The 21,839-nt window shown below is 70.1% G+C and carries 17 protein-coding genes; 16 read left to right on the top strand and 1 reads right to left on the bottom strand.

Annotated features, from left to right (window positions below):
- The first annotated feature begins 128 nt into the window (after positions 1-128).
- From KIH74_RS31810 to KIH74_RS31750, 13 genes are all read left to right on the top strand, one after another.
- Positions 129-2,471 carry an immune inhibitor A domain-containing protein gene (locus KIH74_RS31810; RefSeq protein ID WP_372492155.1) on the top strand — a complete coding sequence of 781 codons (2,343 nt, stop codon included), beginning with the start codon at positions 129-131 and terminating at the stop codon, positions 2,469-2,471.
- Positions 2,472-2,688: 217 nt separating this feature from the next.
- Entirely contained in the window at positions 2,689-3,606 is a 918-nt protein-coding gene (locus KIH74_RS31805; RefSeq protein ID WP_214160115.1) for a siderophore-interacting protein, read from the top strand.
- A 254-nt stretch (positions 3,607-3,860) separates the two neighbouring features.
- Positions 3,861-5,294: a bifunctional folylpolyglutamate synthase/dihydrofolate synthase gene (locus KIH74_RS31800; RefSeq protein WP_214160114.1), complete on the top strand. Its 1,434-nt coding sequence runs from the start codon at positions 3,861-3,863 to the stop codon at positions 5,292-5,294.
- A 122-nt stretch (positions 5,295-5,416) separates the two neighbouring features.
- Positions 5,417-6,613 (top strand): ROK family transcriptional regulator, encoded by a 1,197-nt coding sequence (locus KIH74_RS31795; protein WP_214160113.1) that lies wholly within the window; start codon positions 5,417-5,419, stop codon positions 6,611-6,613.
- 67 nt (positions 6,614-6,680) lie between these two features.
- Positions 6,681-8,168: a sugar ABC transporter ATP-binding protein gene (locus KIH74_RS31790; RefSeq protein WP_372492157.1), complete on the top strand. Its 1,488-nt coding sequence runs from the start codon at positions 6,681-6,683 to the stop codon at positions 8,166-8,168.
- Complete coding sequence (locus KIH74_RS31785) at positions 8,165-9,148, top strand: ABC transporter permease (protein WP_214160111.1); 984 nt, start codon at positions 8,165-8,167, stop codon at positions 9,146-9,148. Before KIH74_RS31790 ends, KIH74_RS31785 begins: the two co-directional genes overlap by 4 nt.
- Before the next feature lie 52 nt (positions 9,149-9,200).
- Positions 9,201-10,259, top strand: a complete 1,059-nt coding sequence (locus KIH74_RS31780) for a substrate-binding domain-containing protein (RefSeq protein WP_214160110.1) — start codon at positions 9,201-9,203, stop codon at positions 10,257-10,259.
- Positions 10,259-11,449 carry a Gfo/Idh/MocA family protein gene (locus KIH74_RS31775; protein WP_214160109.1) on the top strand — a complete coding sequence of 397 codons (1,191 nt, stop codon included), beginning with the start codon at positions 10,259-10,261 and terminating at the stop codon, positions 11,447-11,449. The genes KIH74_RS31780 and KIH74_RS31775 overlap by 1 nt, the downstream gene beginning before the upstream one ends.
- A 99-nt stretch (positions 11,450-11,548) precedes the next feature.
- The gene (locus KIH74_RS31770; protein WP_214160108.1) at positions 11,549-12,673 is read left to right on the top strand and encodes a sugar phosphate isomerase/epimerase family protein; all 1,125 of its coding nucleotides are present in this window, start codon (positions 11,549-11,551) and stop codon (positions 12,671-12,673) included.
- Entirely contained in the window at positions 12,670-15,729 is a 3,060-nt protein-coding gene (locus KIH74_RS31765; RefSeq protein ID WP_214160107.1) for a PQQ-dependent sugar dehydrogenase, read from the top strand. The genes KIH74_RS31770 and KIH74_RS31765 overlap by 4 nt, the downstream gene beginning before the upstream one ends.
- Positions 15,730-15,785: 56 nt before the next feature.
- Positions 15,786-16,790, top strand: coding sequence for a sugar phosphate isomerase/epimerase family protein (locus KIH74_RS31760; RefSeq protein WP_214160106.1), 1,005 nt, complete (start codon positions 15,786-15,788; stop codon positions 16,788-16,790).
- Positions 16,791-16,810: 20 nt separating this feature from the next.
- Positions 16,811-17,206, top strand: a complete 396-nt coding sequence (locus KIH74_RS31755; protein ID WP_214160105.1) for a DUF4233 domain-containing protein — start codon at positions 16,811-16,813, stop codon at positions 17,204-17,206.
- 99 nt (positions 17,207-17,305) lie between these two features.
- Positions 17,306-18,013: an SDR family oxidoreductase gene (locus KIH74_RS31750; RefSeq protein WP_214160104.1), complete on the top strand. Its 708-nt coding sequence runs from the start codon at positions 17,306-17,308 to the stop codon at positions 18,011-18,013.
- Here KIH74_RS31750 and KIH74_RS31745 read toward each other — a convergent pair.
- Positions 18,010-18,258 carry a hypothetical protein gene (locus tag KIH74_RS31745; protein ID WP_214160103.1) on the bottom strand — a complete coding sequence of 83 codons (249 nt, stop codon included), beginning with the start codon at positions 18,256-18,258 and terminating at the stop codon, positions 18,010-18,012. The two genes, KIH74_RS31750 and KIH74_RS31745, sit on opposite strands and share 4 nt — an antisense overlap.
- A 139-nt stretch (positions 18,259-18,397) precedes the next feature.
- Here KIH74_RS31745 and ndk point away from each other — a divergent pair, with 139 nt between their 5' ends.
- The 3 genes from ndk (at position 18,398) to KIH74_RS31730 (ending at position 21,777) form a co-directional block, all read left to right on the top strand.
- Entirely contained in the window at positions 18,398-18,820 is a 423-nt protein-coding gene (gene ndk / locus KIH74_RS31740) for a nucleoside-diphosphate kinase (RefSeq protein ID WP_214160102.1), read from the top strand.
- A gap of 102 nt (positions 18,821-18,922) precedes the next feature.
- A complete protein-coding gene (locus KIH74_RS31735; protein ID WP_214160101.1) occupies positions 18,923-20,986 on the top strand; it encodes a TIGR03960 family B12-binding radical SAM protein in 2,064 nt (687 codons plus the stop codon).
- Complete coding sequence (locus KIH74_RS31730) at positions 20,986-21,777, top strand: TIGR03936 family radical SAM-associated protein (protein ID WP_214160100.1); 792 nt, start codon at positions 20,986-20,988, stop codon at positions 21,775-21,777. The genes KIH74_RS31735 and KIH74_RS31730 overlap by 1 nt, the downstream gene beginning before the upstream one ends.
- Positions 21,778-21,839 lie beyond the last annotated feature (62 nt).

Raw genomic sequence — 21,839 nt, 5'->3', positions numbered from 1 at the left:
ACGCAATTTTTTGCCGCGAACCAGATTAGTTACCGCAAACACCTTTAAGGGACGCACATAGTTTGCTTAGGTTCTCCACAGAATCCCTCGGCGCCTGGACCGTGGGATCGCTGGACTCGGAGGTCTGTGTGCGAAAGGTCCTGGTGGGTCTAGCGACCCTCTCACTGGCCGGGAGCGCGGCTCTCGCGCTTCCCGGTACGGCGGTGGCAGCCGCGCCCTTGGGGCAGCCCGCCGTCAACGACGTCGATCAGGTCGCCGGCACCGATGCCTTGAGCAGCCCGCAGCAGGACAAGGCCACGGCCCTGCGGCAGTCGGCGCTGGCGCAGGTGATGAACGGCGACGCGACGGTGCAGGAGAAGAACGGCAGCCAGGTCGTGAAGCTGACCGGCAGCAAGGGCAAGGACGACGACAAGTACGTCGAGCTGGCCCGGGAGCAGACCGACCGGATCTTCGTGGTGCTGGCCGAGTTCGGCGACCAGCGGCACCCGAACTACCCCGACCAGGACACCGACCCGACCACGGCCGGGCCGACCACGTTCGAGGGGCCGCTGCACAACAAGATCCCGGAGCCGGCCAAGGACGACAACTCCACGGTCTGGCAGGCGGACTACAACCAGAAGCACTACCAGGACCTTTATTTCGGTGACGGCGACTCGCTGAAGACGTACTACGAGACGCAGTCGTCGGGCCGCTACAGCGTGGACGGCACAGTGACCGACTGGGTCAAGGTGCCGTACAACGAGGCCCGGTACGGCCGCTCGAACGGCTACCCGTGCGCGTCGTCCACGTGCAGCAACACCTGGGCCCTGCTCGAAGACGCGCTGAGCGCGTGGGTGGACGAGCAGAAGGCCGCCGGCCAGACCGACGCCCAGATCAAGGCGGCGGTGGCCGAGTTCGACCAGTGGGACCGGTACGACTACGACGGTGACGGCGACTTCAACGAGCCGGACGGTTACCTCGACCACTTCCAGATCGTGCACGCCGGTGGCGACCAGGCCGACGGTGACCCGCAGCAGGGCGAGGACGCGATCTGGAGCCACCGCTGGTACGTCAACTACAACCAGGCCGGCAGCACCGGCCCGGCGGACAACAAGCTGGGCGGCACCCAGATCGGCGACACCGGCCTGTGGGTGGGTGACTACACGATCCAGCCGGAGAACGGCGGGCTCAGCGTGTTCGCCCACGAGTACGGCCACGACCTGGGGCTGCCCGACAACTACGACATCTCCGGTGGCGTGGGTAACGCCGTGGAGTGGTGGTCGCTGATGGCGCAGAGCCGGCTCGGGGCCAAGGGTGACGCCCTGGGCGAGAAGCCGGGCGACATCGGTGCCTGGGAGAAGCTCCAGCTCGGCTGGCTCGACTACGAGACCGTGACGATGGGCGAGAAGCGCACCATCGACCTCGGGCCGGAGGAGTACAACACCGCCAAGCCGCAGGCCGCGGTGGTGGTGCTGCCGAAGAAGAAGGTCACCAGCGAGCTGGTGCCGCCCGCCGCCGGTGAGTACGAGTGGTACAGCGGCAGCGGCGACGACCTGAACAACACGCTCACCCGCAGCGTCGAGGTGCCCACCGGCTCGCCGGAGCTCACCTTCCAGGCCAGCTGGAACATCGAGGACTGCGGTCCGGACGCCTGCGACTACGGCTACGTCGAGGTGGACGACGGCAGCGGCTTCGAGGCGATCCCCGGCTCGATCACCACCGCCGCCGAGGGCGACGTCATCGACGGGACCAGCGACGGGTGGCAGCCCGCCACCTTCGACCTGTCGGCCTACGCCGGCAAGACCGTCAGCCTGCGCTTCCGCTACGCCACCGACGGCGCGGTCGCCGGTAACGACGCCACGGCCCCGGCCGGCCTGTTCCTCGACGACATCGCCGTGGACGGGGTGTTCGAGGACGGTGCGGAGACGGCCGACACGGCCTGGACGGCAACCGGTTTCGTGCGCACCACGGGTACTGAGACGGCGGAGTACGACAACTACTACATCGCCGCCCACCGGTCGTACGTCAGCTACGACCAGTACCTGAAGACCGGCCCCTACAACTTCGGCTGGGCCACCACCAAGCCGGACTATGTGGAGCACTTCCCCTACCAGGAAGGGCTGCTCGTCACCTACTGGGACACCTCGCAGAGCGACAACGACGTGAGCGTGCACCCGGGTGAGGGCCGGAACCTCAACATCGACGCCCATCCGGACACGCTGTACCGCAGCGACGGCGTGCCGTTCCGCACCCGGGTGCAGATCTACGACGCGCCGTTCGGCCTGAACAAGACCGACAGCATCACGCTGCACACCAACGGCGTGAAGACGAAGATCAAGAAGCTGCCGGGCAACCCGCTCTTCGACGACACCCAGGACTACTTCGACGAGGTTCAGCTCGACCACGGCGTCAAGGTGGCGGACGCCGGGGTGAAGATCGAGGTGACCAAGCAGAAGAAGACCTCGATGACGATCAAGGTCGACACGAAGTGATCTGATCCGTCCCGCTCGGGCGCCCCGGTCTCCCCAGGAGGCCGGGGTGCTGCGTTTTGTCAGCACCGACAGACCCTTGACCCAGAATTTGGCCTGCTGGAACGTTCCCGTACCGTGCTCTAAGGTTAGGCTCCCCTAAGCCGCCTGCGGATGGTGTTCTGATCCTGCCCGGAGTTCACGCCCCGCCCACCACGCCCGAGTTGGGAGCTGCATCACCATGTCCTACGCCGAGTCCGGTGCCCTGTACGCCGAGGTCGTCGCCACCGAGCGGTTGAGCCCGCACCTGGTGCGGATCGTCCTCGGGGGCCCCGAGATGTCTCAGTACGAACCGCTTCTGGTGCCGGACGAGGCCGTGGTGCTGTGGTTCCCGAAGCCGGGCCAGGAGCGCCCGGCCCCGACCACGCTGAAAGACGGCGTGTGGGCGCACCACGACCCGCAGACCGCGCCGCCCGGGCGTAACTACACCGTGCGCGCCTTCGAGCCGGGTGAGAATGCCCGGATGACCGTCGATTTCGTGGTGCATCCTGGTGGTGTCGCAGGGGAGTGGGCGGTCAACGCGCAGGTCGGTCAGGAACTGCTGATCACCCGCCCGCGCTGCTGGTACTCGCCGCCTGAGGGCGTGGACTGGATCCTGGCGGCGGCCGACCTGACCGGTCTGCCGGCGCTGGCCCGGATCATCGAGGAGTGCGAGCAGGACGGCCCGGCGGTGTACGCGATGGTCGAGACGGTGGACGCCGACGACCTGGCCGCGCTGCCCGCCACCCAGTGCCACGCCCGTGGGGTGGACGCCAGCGTGGGCACCGGTAACGGTGTGGCGCCCGGCGCGCTGGCCGACCTGATCGCCCTCAAGGTGGCCGAGCTGTCCGGGCAGGGAACCGGTTACGTGTGGTATTCGGGTGAGGCGGCGCAGTCCCGCGAGATCCGCAAGCTGCTGCGCAAGAAGCACGGCTGGCCGCTGGAACGGGTTGCCACCGTGGGCTACTGGCGTCAGGACGCCGAGCGCTGGAACGCCACCTTCGAGAAGGTGCACGGCGAGCAGCTGGTCAAGGTCTACTACGAGGCGATCGAGCACGGCCTGTCCAGCGCCGAGGCCTCGGAGCTGCTGGACGAGGAGTACGAGAAGGCCGGCCTCTAGAGCGCTGCCCGCTCGGAACCGGCCGGTGACCGCGGCAGGTGCACGCCGGTCGCGCCGTGCCGTCGCGGTTGAACCCGCCGGACGCCGTCGGGAAGCGTCGCGGACCTGCCCCTGGCCGTCGCCGGATCCTCCGGGGGAGCCGCTTGCCGGGAGCGCCGTGCCGAGGGCGGTGGGCGGTGCGGTGATCCGCGGGCCCGGGGTGCGGATAGGCTCGCGGTCATGAGCAGGTCGGAGATTTTCGGGGTGGTTCGCTGATGGCGCGCGTCGCCGGTCGTGGTCCGCAGCGTGACGCCAAGGACGCGGCCGTCCAGCAGGCGCTCTCACAGCGCGCGGCGGAGGTGTACCGGGAGATCCTGGACCGGGCGCCGGAGCACGACATGGTGCCCAGCATCGACCGGATCGCGGCGGTGGCCCAGCTGCTCGGCGACCCGCAGCGGGCCTTCGAGTCGGTGCACGTCACCGGCACCAACGGCAAGAGTTCCACCACCCGCATGATCGAGCGGCTGCTGCGCGAGCACGGCCTGCGCACCGGCCGGTTCACCAGCCCGCACCTGCAAGACGTGCGCGAGCGGATCGCGCTCGACGGTCAGATGATCGACCAGGAACGGTTCATCGACGCCTACGAAGAGGTTCAGCCGTACCTCGACCTGGTGGACGCCCGCAACGCCGAGGCCGGCAACCCGCGGCTGACCTACTTCGAGGTGCTGGTCGCGATCGCCTACGCCGCGTTCGCCGACACGCCGGTCGACGTGGCCGCGGTGGAGGTCGGGCTGGGCGGCCGCTGGGACGCCACCAACATCATCGACGCCCGGGTCGCCGTGGTCACCCCGGTCGGTCTGGACCACCAGCGCATGCTCGGCCACGACATCGCCACCATCGCCACCGAGAAGGCCGGCATCATCAAACCCGGTGCCGTGGCGGTGCTCTCGGAGCAGCACGAAGAGGCCTCGGAACCGCTGCTGGCCCGGGCCGCCGAGGTCGGCGCCACCGTTCTGCGCGAGGGCCACCAGTTCGGCGTGAGCACCCGTGAGGTCGCCCTGGGCGGCCAGCTGCTCACGATCCAGGGCGCCGCGGCGGTGTACCCGGAGATCTTCATCCCCCTGCACGGCGCCCACCAGGCACAGAACGCGGCCACCGCGCTCGCCGCCGTCGAGGCGTTCCTGCTGTCCGACGGGCGGGACTGGGACACCGGCGACAACTCCCGCGAGGGCACCGGGCTGGACATCGACGTGGTGCGGGCCGCCTTCGCGGACGCCGATTCGCCCGGCCGCCTGGAGGTCGTCCGCCGCAGCCCCACCGTGCTCGTCGACGCGGCCCACAACCCTTCCGGTGCCCAGGTTCTCGCCGACAGCCTGGAGGAGGCATTCGGGTTCAGCCGGCTGGTCGGCGTGGTGGCGGTGCTGGAAGACAAGGATGCCGAGTCGATTCTCGGCGTGCTGGAACCGGTACTGGACGAGGTCGTCATCACCCGCACGTCGTCCCCCCGGGCGATGGACCCGGACGAGCTCGGCGAGATCGCCGAGGACGTGTTCGGCGACGACCGGGTCACCACCTTCCAGCGCCTGGACGACGCCCTCGACTACGCCATGGGCAGGGCCGAGGAGGGCGGGCTGATCGGCGGCGGCGTGCTGGCCACCGGCTCGGTGACGATGGCCGCCGACGTACGCAGGCTGTTCCGCCTGACCTGACCGCTCACCGGACTTTCGGCTTTTTGTGGGCGAAGTTCTTCACAAACAGGACGAAGCCTGACTACTGTCCCTCACAGGTACTACACAGAGGTGGTGCCCGGACACGGACAGGGGGCGGCGTCGTGGCACGAGTCGGCACCCGTCCGGAGAACCGGCACCAGGCAAGGTTTCTGCGCCTCCTGAGAGACAGTGGCCCGCAGTCCCGGGCCGAGCTCGGCGACGCGGTGGAGCTGTCCAAGTCCAAGGTCGCGATCGAGGTCGAGCGGCTGGCCGAGCTCGGCTTCGTCGACGTCGTCGGCCTGGCCGCCTCGCGCGGCGGCCGGCGCTCGCAGATGGTCGCGCTCTCGCGCAACCTGCGGTTCGTCGGCATCGACATCGGCGCCACCTCGATCGACGTCGCCGTGCTCGACGGCGGCCTGAACCTGCTGGGCCAGCTGCGCGCCGACACTGACGTGCGGCTCGGCCCGCAGCCCGTGCTCGACCAGGCCATCGACCTGGTCGCGAAAGTCCGCTCCGGGCTGGCGGATCCGGCCGGTCCGCCGGCCGGTGTCGGGGTCGGCGTGCCGGGCCCGGTCAGCCAGGCCGAAGGGGCGCTGGTGGCCCCGCCGATCATGCCGGGCTGGAGCCGGTTCCCGATCCGCGACCAGCTCGGCGCGGCGCTGGGGGCCCCGGTGATGGTCGACAACGACGTGAACGTGATGGCTCTCGGCGAGCTCCACGCGGGCACCGCGCGCAGTGTGCGGGACCTGCTCTTCGTCAAGATCGGCACCGGCATCGGCTGCGGCATCGTGGTCGGCGGCGAGATCTACCGCGGGGTGAACGGTTCGGCCGGCGACATCGGCCACATCCAGGTGGACGGGCACGGCCCGGTCTGCGTCTGCGGCAACACCGGTTGCCTGGAGGCGGCTTTCGGCGGTGCGGCACTGGCCCGCGACGCCGAGGCCGCGGCACGCGGCGGCCGGTCGGACTGGCTGGCACAGCGGCTGCCCCAGGTGAGGGCGCTGTCCGCCAGGGACGTCGGGGCCGCCGCCGATGCCGGGGACCCGGTCAGCATCGCCCTGATCCGCGACGGGGGTGCCCGGCTGGGCAAGGTCCTCGCCTCGCTCGTCAGTTTCTTCAACCCCGGCCTGGTGGTGATCGGCGGCGGCGTGGCCGGTCTCGGTCACCCGTTGCTGGCCGAGATCCGTAGCGTCGTGTACCGCCGGTCGCTGCCGCTGGCCACCGGAAATCTTCCCATCGTCCTGTCCGAGCTGGGTGGCACCGCGGGTGTGGTCGGTGCCGGGCGGCTCATCTCGGACTCGGTCTTCGCCACTGTCTGAACGGTTTCCGCACGTTCCATCCTGACCTCGACGAGGAGGCCACATGGACGACGACGTGCTGTTGCGCATGCGCGGCATCGTCAAGCAGTTCCCCGGCGTACGTGCCCTGGACGGCGTCGACCTCGACGTCGCCGCCGGCCGCGTGCACTGTCTGCTCGGCCAGAACGGGGCCGGGAAGTCCACTCTGATCAAGGTTCTCGCCGGTGCGCATCATCCGGACGAGGGCCGGGTCGAATGGGCGGGGAAGGAGGTGCGCTTCTCCTCGCCGTCCTCCGCCATCCACCGCGGCATCGCCACGATCTACCAGGAACTCGATCTGGTGCCCGGGCTCTCGGTGGCCGACAACCTCTACCTCGGGCACGAGAAGGCCTCGGCCGGTTTCGTGCACCGCGGAGCCCAGGGCCAGGCGGCCCGGCGGCTGCTGGAAAGACTCGGCCACGGCGAGATCCCGGTGGGTCGCGAGGTCGGCCGGCTCTCCGCCGCGCAGCAGCAGATCGTCAGCCTGGCCCGGGCGCTGGCCCGGGACGCCCGGCTGATCGTGATGGACGAGCCCTCGGCGGTGCTGGCGCACGACGAGGTGGCGAACCTGTTCCGGGTGATTCGCGACCTGGTGGCCGAAGGTGTTGCGGTGGTCTACATCTCGCACCGGCTGGAGGAGATCCGGCAGATCGGTGACGTGGTCACGGTGCTGAAGGACGGCCGGACCGTGGCCACCGGACTGCCCGCCACCACTCCCACGCAGCAGCTGGTCTCGCTGATGACCGGGCGGCGGGTGGAGTACCTGTTCCCGCCGCGCGGTCCGGCGGCGTCGTTCGGCGACGGCCTGCTGGAGGTCGGGAACCTCTCGCTGAAGGGCAGTTTCGACGACGTGTCGCTCAGCGTGCGGCCGGGTGAGATCGTCGGGATCGCCGGGCTGGTCGGCGCCGGGCGTTCGGAGGTGCTGGAGACGATCTACGGGGCCCGCCGCCGCACCGCGGGATCGGTGCGCATGGACGGCCGGCCGCTGCCGGCCGGTTCGGTGCGGGCCGCGGTGCGGGCGGGCATGGGCCTGGCCCCCGAGGAACGCAAGAGCCAGGCCCTGCTGCTCGGCGAGCCGGTGGCCCGCAATCTCAGCCTGGCTTCGTTGTCGGCCGTCACCAGGGGTTTTCCGGGGTGGATCGACCGCCGCCGGGAGCTCGGGCGGGCCCGCACGGCGACCGCGGAGCTCCAGGTGCGGCCGGCCGACGTCACCCGCGCGGTGCGCACGCTCTCGGGCGGCAACCAGCAGAAGGTGGTGCTGGCCCGCTGGCTGCTCGGCGGCACCCGCCTGCTCCTGCTCGACGAGCCGACCCGGGGGGTGGACGTCGGTGCCCGGTCCGAGATCTACGCCGTGATCCGGCGTCTCGCGGACGACGGGATGGGGGTGCTGCTGGTGTCCAGCGAGGTGCCGGAGGTGCTCGGCCTGGCCGACCGGGTGCTGGTGATGCGTGAAGGGCGGGTGGTGCACACCGCCCCGGCCGCCGAACTCGACGAGCACCGCGTGCTCGACCTGGTGATGGAAGGACACGTGCGATGACCCTCTCGGTTCCGGTCCCGGTGAAACCGGGTGTGCTGGCCCGGATGCGTGGCGCCGAGATCCGCAATCTCGGCCTGCTGGCGGTGCTCGCCGTGCTGGTCGTGATCGGCGCTGTCACCAGCGAGAACTTCCTGACCACGGACAATCTGGAGAACATCCTGGTGAGTTCGTCGGTGATCGGCGTGGTCACCGTCGGCGCCACGTTCGTCATCATCGGCGGCGGCATCGACCTGTCGGTCGGCGCGATCGTGGCCCTGGCCTCGGTCTGGGCCACCACCCTGGCCACCCAGTCGTACGGGCCGTGGATGATGGCGCTGTGCGCCCTGCTGGTGGGGGCGGGGGCCGGGCTGGTGAACGGGCTGCTGATCGCCTACGGCCGGCTGGTGCCGTTCATCGTCACGCTGGCCATGCTGGTGTCGGCCCGGGGTCTGGCCGCCCGGATCGCCGACAACCGAACCCAGATCGTCACCGAGCAGCCGATCAAAGACCTGGCGACCACCGACGTCCTCGGGATTCCGCTGCTGGTGGTCATTCTCGCGCTGGTGGCGGCCGCCGGCTGGGTGCTGCTGAACCGCACCACGTTCGGCCGCCGGGTGTTCGCGATCGGTGGCAACGCCGAGGCCGCCCGGCTGGCCGGCATCGACGTGAAACGCGGCACCGCCCTGATCTACCTGATCTCCGGAACCTGTTGCGGGATCGCCGCGATCATGATCCTGGCCCGCACCACCACCGGATCGAGCACCCACGGCAATCTCTACGAGCTCGACGCCATCGCCGCCGTCATCATCGGCGGCACCCTGCTCAGCGGTGGTCGCGGCACGCTGATCGGCTCGATCCTCGGGGTGCTGGTGTTCACCACGATCACCAACATCTTCATCCTCAACAACCTCGCGACCGAGACCCAGAACATCGCCAAGGGCCTGATCATCGTCGCGGCCGTGCTGTTGCAGCGCCGGGCGAACCGCGAGAACGGTTCCTAGAGAAACAAACTCTCACCGAGCGTCCTCAATCACAGATCACCCGGAGGTTCCGATGGACCCGATCAACCTCGACCGCCGACGGCTCTTCGTCGGATCCGGTCTGCTCGGGGCGGGGGCGCTGCTGGCGGCCTGCACGAGCAACGAGCCGGAGGCCCGCGCGGAGACGACCACCGTGGCGGCCGGCGGCGGCAGCGGAAACGACGAGCCGGGCACCGAGGTGGTGATCGGCTTCAGCGCCCCGGCGGCCGACCACGGCTGGATCGGCGCGATCACCACCAAGGCCGAGGAGGAGGCGAAACAGCACACCGACGTCGACTTTCAGGCGGTCGAGGGCAGCAACGACGTGAATCAGCAGATCTCCCAGGTGGAGACGCTGATCAGCCGCAAGGTGGACGTGCTGGTGATCCTGCCGTTCGACGGAAACGCGCTGACCGAGGTGGGGATCCGGGCGATGGAGGCCGGCATCCAGGTGATCAACCTGGACCGGGTGTTCTCGTCACCCCGCGGCGCGCGCACCTGGATCGGCGGCGACAACTACGGAATGGGTGCCGCCGCGGGGTACTACCTCGCGCAGCAGCTCACCGCGAAGGGGGTGAAGGACCCGGTGATCGCCGAGGTGCAGGGCATCGCCGACCTGCCGCTCACCCAGGACCGCAGCAAGGGATTCGAAGAGGCCCTGGCGACAGCCGGTTTCAAGGTCTCCAACCAGGTGAGCGCGCAGTTCACGGTGGAGTCGGGGCAGCAGGTCACGAGCAACCTGCTCCAGGCGGCGCCGAAGCTGGACGCGCTCTGGAACCACGACGACGACCAGGGGATCGGCGTGCTGGCGGCGATCAACCAGGCCGGGCGCGACGAGTTCATCATGGTCGGCGGTGCCGGGTCACGGGACATGATGGACCTGATCAAGGCCGACTCCGGGGTGATGAAGGCGACCGTCACCTACCCGCCGAGCATGGCCGCGTCGGCGGTGAGACTGGCCCGGCTGGTGGGGCAGCGGAAGGGGATGAGCGACCTGGTCGAGCTCGGTGTGCCCGCCTCGATCACGCTCACCAGCGAGACCGTCACGAAGGAGAACGTGGACTCCTACCTCTCCCTCGGATTCGAGTCCTGATGGCGGACGGCACGATCGGCGTCGGCATGATCGGGTACTCGTTCATGGGCGCCGCCCACTCCCAGGCCTGGCGCTCGGCCGGGCACTTCTTCGACCTGCCGCTGGACGCCCGGATGACCGCGATCTGCGGCCGCGACCGGGCGGCCACCGAGGCGGCGGCGGCCAAACTCGGCTGGCACGACGTGGAGACCGACTGGCGGGAGCTGATCGCGCGCGACGACATCCAGCTGATCGACATCTGCTCGCCCGGTGACACGCACGCCGAGATCGCGATCGCCGCGCTGGCCGCCGGCAAACACGTGCTCTGCGAGAAGCCGCTGGCCAACACGGTGGCCGAGGCCGAGCTGATGGTGGCGGCGGCACAGGAGGCCCGGCGGCACGGGGTGCGCTCGATGGTCGGGTTCAACTACCGCCGGGTGCCGGCCGTGGCGCTGGCCCGCAAACTGGTGGCGGACGGGCGGCTGGGCGAGATCCGGCACGTGCGGGCGCAGTACCTCCAGGACTGGATCATCGACCCGCAGTTCCCGCTGGTCTGGCGGTTGCAGGCGGAACGGGCCGGCAGTGGCGCGCTGGGCGACATCGGCGCGCACATCGTCGACGCGACGCAGTTCATCGTGGGTGACCGGCTGGCCGGGGTCAGCGGGCTGACCGAGACGTTCGTGAAGGAGCGGCCGCTGCCCTCGTCGTCCTCCGGTCTGAGTGCCGGGAGCCGGGGCGGGACCGGGGCGGTGACGGTGGACGACGCCGCGCTGTTCTTCGGCCGGTTCCACGGCGGCGCCCTGGGGTCCTTCGAGGCGACACGTTTCGCGGGGGGCCGCAAGAACGCGATCCGGATCGAGGTCAACGGCAGTCTCGGCAGCCTGGCGTTCGACTTCGAGGCGATGAACGAGCTGCACCTGTACGACGGCACGGCGGGCACCGAGACCGGTGGTTTCACCCGGATCCTGGTGACCGAGCCGGAGCACCCGTACCTGAGGGCCTGGTGGCCGGCCGGGCACCTGATCGGCTACGAGCACTCCTTCACCCACGAGATCGCCGACCTGCTGGCCGATCTCGGCAACCACACCGACCCGTCGCCGTCGTTCGAGGACGGCCTCCAGGTGCAGCAGGTGCTGGCCGCGGTGGTGGAGTCGGCCGCCGCCGGATCGCACTGGCAGGACCTGCCGGCCGTGACCCGCAACGCCGCCTGAGTTCCCGCCGGTGCTGGCACACCGGCGGGAACGAGCCAGGAAGGAGAAAGCACCACAGCGCCCGAGATCCCCCTGACAGCTCCAGCATAGGAGACAAGCATGTTCGACGCACCATCGCAGAACGAGGCATCAGCCCTGGCCAAGGCGCTGCGGCTGAATCGTCGTCAGCTGTTCGCCGCGAGCACCGGAGTGGCCGCCGCGGCGGCGGTGACCGTACCGTCCGGATCGGCGGAGGCGTCCGTGGGCAGCAGTGGTTCGGGCCGGATCCCGAAGAGCAAGCGCGGCATCATCCTGTACACGGTGCGGGATGCGATCGCCCGTGATCCGGAGGCGTTCAACGGGCCCTCCGGATTCCGGGAGGTGTTCGCGGCCCTGGCGCGGATCGGCTACAAGCAGGTCGAGTTCGCCGGGTACACGCAGCACGCGAACGCACCGGGCGGCGCCCAGCTGGGCACCGTGGAGGGGGCGAAACAGCTGCGGAAGTGGCTGGACGACAACGGTCTACGGGCCCAGGGCAACCACGGGTTCATCCCCTCCTCGTGGCCGTTCAGCGACGCCGACCTGGAGACCTTCAAGCTGCACACCGAGATCGCGAACATCCTCGGCATGCAGCACATCGGCACCGGCGCCGACCCGACGAGCAGCGCGGTCAAGGCCGACTGGGACGTGGCCGCGGAGAAGTGGAACGCCCTGGGGAAGATCGCGGCCCGGGCGGGCCTGAAGCTGTACACCCACAACCACGACGCGGCCTACAGCTTCCTGCTCGACGCCGGGCCGAAGGACGCCGCCGGAAACCCGACGCGCAGCAGCGGGATCCGTCGGCTGGAATACTTCCTGAAGATCACCGACCCGAAGTACGTGCACCTGGAGATGGACGTGTTCTGGGCGCACGTGGCGCAGTACAAGTTCCGGGAGTACACGGCCGCGGACGGATCCACCCGCAAGGACGTGTTCGACCCGGCCGCAACGGTTCTCAGTGCCAACTCGCGATTCCCGCTGTTCCACGCCAAGGACGGTGAGCCGGACACCGACGTGGCCAACGGCTACGACATCGTGCCCTTCGGCACCGGGCAGATCGACTACGAGACGTTCTTCCGCCGGGTAGGCCGCACCGACACCCGCAACCCGATGGTGGAGCAGGACACCGCGCCCGGCGGCACCACCGCGCCGGCCCAGTCGTTGCAGCACGCCCGGCTGGGCCTTCAGCACCTGGCCACGCTGTGAAGGGCCTGAAGCTCTTCCTGGCCCTGCTGCTGGCTCTCGGCGCCCTGGTCGCCGCACCGGCGGTCGCCAGTGCGCACCCCGGGCACGAGGGTGACGAAGACCCGCTGAACTGGGCCAACTACGAGAAGATCACGCTGACGAAAGACATCGGCGAGCCGATCGACCTGGCCGTGCTGCCGGACAGCCGGGTGCTGCACACCGCCCGGGACGGCGTGGTGCGGCTGACCGACCCGGCCACCGGCCGCACCACCACGGCCGGGAAGTTCGACGTGTACAACAACTCCGAGGACGGCCTCCAGACCGTCACCCTGGACCCGGACTTCGCCGAGAACCACTGGGTCTACTTCTATTACGCTCCCCGGCAGATGGACGACCCGTACCCGGCGACCACTCCCACGGGCAGCGCGCCGAACACCCTGCCGGCCGGCGCGGACGACTCGTACTGGGACCAGTGGAAGGGCTACAACCAGCTCGCCCGGGCGAAGTTCGACCCGGCCACCGGCACCGTGGACCTGGCCTCCGAGCAGGTGATCATCAAGGTCGAGACGCAGCGCGGGCAGTGCTGCCACGTGGCCGGCGACGTGGACTTCGACGGCGACGGCAACCTCTACCTGGCCACCGGCGACAACACCCCGGCCGGCACGCCGGGCGCCGACGGCTTCGCGCCGAACAACGACCGCGCCGGGTACAACCCGGGTTTCGACTCGCGGCGTGGTGCGGGCAATACGAACGACCTGCGCGGCAAGATCCTGCGGATCACCGTGGCGGAGGACGGCTCGTACACGGTGCCGGAGGGCAACCTCTATCCGGAGGGCACCGCGAAGACCCGCCCGGAGATTTTCGTTCAGGGGGTGCGCAACCCGTTCCGCATCGACGTGGACGCGCAGACCAACAGCGTGTCGTGGGGTGACTACGGCCCGGACGCCGGTGTCGCGAACGCCCAGCGCGGTCCGATGGGTTACGTGGAGTGGAACACGGTGAGCATCGACGGACCGGAGAACTCCGGCTGGCCGTACTGCACCGGCGACAACTTCGACTACAACGAGTGGAACTACGAAACCGCCTCACCCGGTGAGTTCTTCGACTGCGGCGCGGGGGCGGAGAACAACTCGCGCTGGAACACCGGCCTGGCCGTGCTGCCGCCGGCGACGCCCGCCGATCTCTACTACGGGGACGACGCGGACGACCAGCCCTGGCCCGAGCTCACCGATTTCGACGCCCAGGGCGGTCAGGGTCCGATGGGCGGCCCGGTGTACCACTACGACGCCGACAACTCCTCCACCACCAAGTTCCCCGAGTACTGGGACGACAAGGCATTCTTCGCCGAGTTCTCGCAGGACTACCTGGCGGCGTTCACCGTGGACTGGCCGGGCGGCCCGGTCTCGGAGATCGAGCAGTTCCTGCCGAACGCCGACCTGACCACCAACGGCCAGCCGATCACCGACAGCCCGATCGACATCGAGTTCGGGCCGGACGGTTCGCTGTACGTGCTGGACTACGGTGACGGTTTCTTCCGGGCCAACCCGGACGCCGGGCTGTACCGGATCGACTGGGCGCCGGGCAACAAGTCGCCGCAGGCCCACATCACGGCCGACCCGATCAGCAGCAGCGGTGCCCCGCTGACGGTGCAGTTCTCGGCCGCCGAATCGGTCGACCCGGAGGGCGAGGAGCTCACCTACGAGTGGGATTTCGATGCCGACGGGGAGTTCGACGCGACCGGTGTCACGGCGTCGTACACCTATGCGGAACTCGGCAGGTACACCCCGACACTGCGGGTCACCGACCCGGAGGGCAAGTACGGGCTGACGTCGACGGCGATCAGCGTGGGCAACGTGGCCCCGGTGCTCACCGTGACCACGCCGTCCGACGGATCGTTCTTCGAGTGGGGCGACGCGGTTCCGTTCACCGTCACCACCAGCGACCCGGAGGACGGCGACGAGACCGTCTGCTCGCGCGTGGCCTGGACCTTCGGGTTGGGGCACGACCGGCACGCCCACCCGTTGAGCCAGGGCACGGGCTGCTCGTTCAGCATCCCCACCCCGGAGGACGCGCAGGAGCACGGCGTCACCGAGAACATCTTCGGCGTGGTGGTGATCCGCTACACCGACGCCGGGGCGAACGGCGTGCCCGCCGCCACCGGTGAGGTCTCGATGATCCTGAACCCGCGCGTGCAGCAGGCGGAATGGGCCGACGAGCAGCAGGGCGTCGAGATCGTGGACGACGAGAACGCCGGCGGACTGCGCAAGGTCACCTCCTTCGACCCGGGTGACCACCTGGGCTGGGACCCGGTGAACCTGGAGGAGATCGGCAGCATCACGGCGGCCTCGTCCGGCGCCGGCACGCTGGCCTTCCGCTGGGGCGAGCCGGATGCCGAGGCGTTCGCCACGCTGGCGGTGGACTCCACGGCGATCGCCGAGAAGACCGTCTCGCTGGACGACGTCCCGGAGGGCACCGGCAAGCTCTATGTGACCTCTTCCGGGGGAGTGGTTCTCGACCAGCTCACCTTCAACGCCGACGAGGGCGGCGAGGAACCGCCGGAAGAAGACACCACACCGCCCGCGGTGACCATCACCGGGGTCGACGAGGAGGTGGGCGACTCGGCGACGATCACCCCGGCCTGGGAGGCCACCGACGAGGGCGGCATCGACACCGTCGTCGGCACGCTCGACGGTGAGGAGATCGAGTCCGGTACCGGGATCGAGCTCTGGACGCTGGATCTCGGTGATCACACGCTGAGCGTGACGGCCACCGACACGGCCGGTCTGGTGACCACCGAGACGGCCGAGTTCACCGTGGTCACCTCGTTCGCCGACGTGAAGGCCCTGATCACCGCGTTCCGTAAGGACGGCACGGTGACCAAGGCCGGGGCGGTGCTGCTCCAGGCCGAGCTGAAGACGGCCCGGCAACTGGCGGCGAAGAACAAGAAGGTCCAGGCGGTCGCGGCGCTGAAGGTGTTCAGCGCCTCGATCACCAAGGTGACCGTGATGGACGCCGACGTGCGGTCGGTGCTCAGGCGCGACGCCGCGGACCTGGTCAAGCAGGTGCAGAAGAAGTAGTCCGATCCGGGCCGCCCGGGCCCCGCGCCCGGGCGGCCCTCCTCCGGGAGGACCAGATGGCACGACCGATCACGCTTTTCACCGGGCAGTGGGCCGACCTGCCGTTCGAGGAGGTCTGCCGCCTGGCCTCCGGCTGGGGCTACGACGGCCTCGAGATCGCCTGCTGGGGCGACCATCTCGACGTGGTGCGGGCGGCCGAGGACGACGCCTACCTGCGCGGGCGGCAGGACCTGCTGGAGAAGTACGGCCTGGGGGTCTGGGCGATCTCCAACCACCTGAGCGGCCAGGCGGTGTGCGACGACCCGATCGACTCCCGGCACCGCGACATCCTCACCGACCGGGTCTGGGGTGACGGCTCACCCGAGGGGGTGCGGCAACGGGCCGCGCGGGAGCTGGAGTACACGGCTCGGGCGGCGGCGCGCCTGGGCGTGGACACCGTGGTGGGTTTCACCGGGTCGGCCGTCTGGAAGTACGTGGCGATGTTCCCGCCGGTCACGCAACAACTGGTGGACGACGGGTACCAGGACTTCGCCGACCGCTGGAACCCGATCCTCGACGTGTTCGACGCCGAGGGGGTGCGGTTCGCCCACGAGGTGCACCCCTCGGAGATCGCCTACGACTACTGGACGGCTCAGCGGGCCCTGGAGGCGATCGGTCACCGGCCCGCCTTCGGCCTGAACTGGGACCCCTCGCACTTCGTCTGGCAGGACCTCGACCCGGTCACCTTCCTCTGGGACTTCGCCGACCGGATCTACCACGTGGACTGCAAGGACGCGAAGCGTCAGGTGGGCAACGGCCGCAACGGCCGGCTCGGCTCGCACCTGGCCTGGGCCGACCCGCGCCGGGGCTGGGACTTCGTCTCCACCGGCCACGGCGACGTGCCCTGGGAGGCGTGCTTCCGCATGCTCAACTCGATCGGCTACGCCGGGCCGGTCTCGATCGAGTGGGAGGACGCCGGGATGGACCGGCTGACCGGTGCCCCGCAGGCCCTGGAGTTCGTCCGGTCGCAGCTGTTCGACCCGCCGTCCGCCGCGTTCGACGCGGCGTTCAGCAGCCGCTAGACCTTTGGCAGACTGGGCGAGTGCGTAACCCGACCCGGATGATGGCCGCGACCACCCTCGTCAGCGAGGCGCTGGTGATGTTCTTCGCCGGGCTGGTGGCCAAGGAGCTCTCCTCGCTGTCCACCGGCGCGGCGCTCGGCATCACCTGCGCGCTCGCCCTGGCCTGCCTGCTCACGGCCGGGATGCTGCGCAGCCGCACCGGCTACCTGGTGGGCTCGGTGCTCCAGGTGCTGATCTTCGCCACCGGCATCTGGGTGCACGCCATGCTGTTCCTCGGCCTGCTGTTCGGCGGGTTGTGGGTCGCGTCACTCGTCATCGGGCAGCGGCTGGAGCGCGAGAGTGCCGAGCGCTGGGCCCTGTACGAGGCCGAGCAGGCGAAACAGGAACGCGACGGGGAACCCAGCGAGTCCGCCTGACCCGCTGCTGACCCGCCGCTGACCCGCAGCCGGGTCCGGCGGCCGATTCGGGCCGTTGTTCCCCACGACAGATCAGCCGCGGGCGGGTTAGCTTCTGACATGCGCATCGTGATCGCCGGTGGACACGGAAAAATCGCTCTCATCCTGGGGCGGATGCTCCACGACCGGGGTGACGACGTGGTCGGCATCATCCGGAACCCGGCCCAGGCCGACGATCTGCGGGCCGTGGGCGTCACCCCGGCCGTGCTCGACCTGGAGAGCGCCGACGTCGACGCGGTGGCCCGGGTGCTCGCCGGGGCCGACGCCGTGGTGTTCGCCGCCGGGGCCGGCCCGGGCAGTGGCGCCTCCCGCAAGGACACCGTGGACCGCGCGGCCTCCGTGCTGCTGGCCGACGCCGCCGAGAAGTCCGGCGTACGGCGCTTCGTGCAGGTCTCGTCGTTCGGTGCCGAGCTGGTGCGCGACGGCGCCCGGCCGGACGGCGTCGACGACGTGTTCCACGCCTACCTGGTGGCCAAGCTCGCCGCCGAGGATGACCTGCGCGGCCGTGACCTGGACTGGACCGTGCTGCGGCCGGGCGGGCTGATCGACGGGCCGGGCACCGGTCAGGTGCGCCTGGCCGCCGGCGTGAACCGGGGTTCGGTGCCGCGGGCCGACGTGGCCGCGGTCGTCGTGGAGCTGATCGACACCCCGGCCTCGGCCGGGAAGGTGCTGGAGCTGGTCTCCGGCAACACCGAGATCGCCGCCGCCGTGCGCAAGGCCGTGGCCCAGACCGCCGGTTCCAGCCCGGACCGGCCCGTTTCGCCCTAAGCGGCGGGGGTCGGATCGAGGTCGGACCCGGTCACGGTCCTCCCGTCGTCCACCGGCGCCTGAGAGGCCCGGCGGGGCAGCGGGATCACGCCGGGCGCCGGCACCACGCCGCCCCGGCCCGCCCGCTCCTCGTCGTCCGTGCGTGGGCTGTCCCGCACCGTCGCCAGCAGGGCCGGACGGTTGGTGTTCTCGACGGCGGCCGACAGCACGGAGGTCAGCACGAGAGTCAGCGGTGGGCGATCCATGGGGTCCACATCGCTCGGCCGGGCCACGGGTATGAGTCCTTCCTGGTGAAGTTCACGCAACCGGCGCATGGGACACAGATCGGTGTTCGTTAGGCTCTGCCCGACCGATTGCGGACCATTGTCGAGAGGGAACACCAAAATGGCCTCGGAGCGCACGCTCGTTCTTGTGAAGCCGGACGGCGTACGCCACCGCCAGATCGGCGAGGTGCTCCGCCGGATCGAGGCGAAGGGCTACGACGTCGCCGCGCTCCAGATGCAGGTTCCCAGCGCGGAGCTGCTGGAGAAGCACTACGAGGAGCACGTCGGAAAGCCGTTCTACAACAACCTGGTCGAGTTCATGATGTCCGGCGCCGTGGTCGCCGCGATCGTCGAGGGCGAGCAGGTCATCGCCGCCTTCCGCTCGCTGGCCGGCGCCACCGACCCGATCAAGGCCGCCCCCGGCTCGATCCGCGGCGACCTGGCCCGCGACTGGGGCACCGCCGTCCAGCAGAACGTGGTGCACGGCTCGGACTCGGTGGAGTCGGCCGAGCGGGAGATCGGCCTCTGGTTCCCGGGTCTCTGAGCCACTCCGGCCGCACTCCGGCCCCCGGGGGACGGCACCGTCCCCCGGCGGTCCCGGACGGTCCTGTCGTCCAGGGTCCTAGGTCCCGCTTAAACTGACCGGATGCGTACGGACACCCGCCCGGAGGAAGCAGTGGAATCGGTCTTCGACCGGCTCGAGACCCTGCTGCCCTTCGTCTCCAAGCCGATTCAGTACGTCGGCGGCGAGCTGAACTCCACCATCAAGGAGTGGGACTTCGCCGGCCCGGAGACGGTCCGCTGGGCCCTCATGTACCCCGACGCCTACGAGGTCGGTCTGCCCAACCAGGGCACCATGATCCTCTACGAAGTGCTGAACGAGCGCCCCGACGCCCTGGCCGAGCGCACCTACGCGGTGTGGCCCGACCTGGAGAAGCTGATGCGCGAGCACGGCGTCCCCCAGTTCACCGTCGACTCCCACCGCCCGGTCGGCGCGTTCGACGTGCTCGGCCTGTCGTTCTCCACCGAGCTCGGCTACACCAACATGCTCACCGCGCTCGACCTGGCCGGCATCCCGCTGGACGCCTCCGAGCGCACCGTCGACCACCCGATCGTGCTGGCCGGCGGCCACGCCGCGTTCAACCCCGAGCCGATCGCCGACTTCATCGACGCCGCCGTGCTCGGTGACGGCGAGCAGGCCGTCGGCATCATCACCGACGTGATCCGGGAGTGGAAGCAGGAGGGCTGCCCGGGCGGTCGCGCCGAGCTGCTGTTCCGCCTGTCCGGCACCGGTGGCGTCTACGTGCCGTCGCTCTACGACGTGGTCTACGCGCCCGACGGCCGCATCCAGAGCGTGCGCCCCAACCGCAAGGGCGTGCCCTTCCGGGTCAGCAAGCACACCGTCATGGACCTCGACGAGTGGCCCTACCCGAAGAAGCCGCTGGTCCCGGTGGCCGAGAGCGTGCACGAGCGGATGAGCGTCGAGATCTTCCGCGGCTGCACCCGCGGCTGCCGGTTCTGCCAGGCGGGCATGATCACCCGCCCGGTGCGCGAGCGCACCATCCAGGGCATCGGGTCGATGGTGGACGCCGGTCTGCGCGCCACCGGTTTCGAGGAGGTGGGCCTGCTCAGCCTGAGCTCCGCCGACCACTCCGAGATCGCCGATGTCACCAAGCAGCTCGCCGACCGCTACGAGGGCACCAACACCGGCCTGTCGCTGCCCAGCACCCGGGTCGACGCGTTCAACATCGACCTGGCCCAGGAGCTCTCCCGCAACGGGCGGCGCTCCGGCCTGACCTTCGCCCCCGAGGGCGGCAGCGAGCGTATCCGCAAGGTGATCAACAAGATGGTCACCGAGGACGACCTGGTGCGCACCGTCGCGGCCGCCTACGGCGCGGGCTGGCGGCAGGTGAAGCTCTATTTCATGTGCGGCCTGCCGACCGAGACCGACGAAGACGTGATGCAGATCGCCGAGCTGGCCAAGCGGGTGATCCAGACCGGTCGTGAGGTGTCCGGCACCAAGGACATCCGCTGCACCGTGTCGATCGGTGGCTTCGTGCCCAAGCCGCACACCCCGTTCCAGTGGGCCGGCCAGACCTCGCCCGAGGTGGTCGACGCCCGGCTGGCCAAGCTGCGCGACGCGATCCGCTCCGACAAGCGCTACGGCCGCGCCATCGGCTTCCGCTACCACGACGGCAAGCCCGGCCAGGTCGAGGGCCTGCTCTCGCGCGGCGACCGGCGCGTGGGCCGGGTGATCCGGGCGGTCTGGGAAGACGGCGGCCGGTTCGACGGCTGGAGCGAGCACTTCTCCTACGACCGCTGGATGGCCTGCGCCGACAAGGCGCTGTCCGGCACCGGCGTCGACGTGGACTGGTACACCACCCGCGAGCGCGAGTACGGCGAGGCGCTGCCCTGGGACCACCTCGACTCCGGCCTGGACAAGGACTGGCTGTGGGACGACTGGCAGGACGCCCTGTCCGAGGACGAGGTCGAGGACTGCCGCTGGACGCCGTGTTTCGACTGCGGTGTGTGCCCGCAGATGAACACCGAGATCCAGGTCGGCCCGACCGGCCGCTCGCTGCTGCCCCTGACCGTGACCGGCTCGCCGCTGGCCGCGCAGAGCTCCGGGCGCCCGTCCGCCGGGCTGACCACCTCGCCGGCCGAAGCCCCGGCTGATCTGCCGGCCTCCGCCTCCGGGCCGGTGCTCTGATGGCCGCCCGGCAGCCCGAGGGCCCGCCGCCGCCCCCGGTGGTGCAGAAGCTCCGTATTCAGTACGCCAAGCGCGGTCGGCTGCGCTTCTCCAGCCACCGCGACTTCCAGCGCGCGCTGGAGCGGGCGCTGCGCCGGGCCGCGATCCCGATGGCCTACTCGGCCGGGTTCAACCCGCACCCGAGGATCAGCTACGCCAACGCCGCGCCCACCGGCACGGCCAGCGAGGCCGAGTACATCGAGATCGCGCTCGCCGAACGCCGTGAGCCGGAGGCGGTGCGGGCCGCGCTGGACGAGGCGCTGCCGCAGGGCCTCGACATCGTCGACGTGGTCGAGGTGACGGCGCCGGGTCAGCTCGCCGACCGGTTGCAGGCGTCGGTGTGGCAGATCGAGATGTTCGCCGGCACCCCGGGCGAGGAGGCGGCGGAGGCCAACGACACGGCGGTCCGCGACGTGGTCGAGCGCTTCCTGGCCGCTGAACGGGTCGAGGTGCAGCGCATGACGAAGAACGGTCTGCGTACTTTCGACGCCCGTGAGGCCGTGCTCCGGATCGAAGTGGAGCCTAGTGTCACATCAAGACCCGGTAACGGTTGTGCGATACTGAGCTTGGTCGTGCGGCACAACACACCGGCTGTGCGACCCGACGACGTCCTTTCCGCTTTCCGCGCGGTAGCCGACTTCGCGCCTCCGTCACCACCCCGAGTGACGCGCCTGGCGCAGGGGCTGCTCGACGAGGCAGACGGATCGGTGACCGACCCACTGGTCCCCGATCGGGACGGCGGCGGCGCCTGACAGGTGCCGCGCCCCCAGCCCTGACCGGCTCGGCGCGCGCCGGTACGGCGTAAGGCCTTGAC

The organism is Kineosporia corallincola (assembly GCF_018499875.1).
Lineage (GTDB): Bacteria > Actinomycetota > Actinomycetes > Actinomycetales > Kineosporiaceae > Kineosporia > Kineosporia corallincola.
This window is presented reverse-complemented; position numbering and strand designations above follow the sequence as displayed.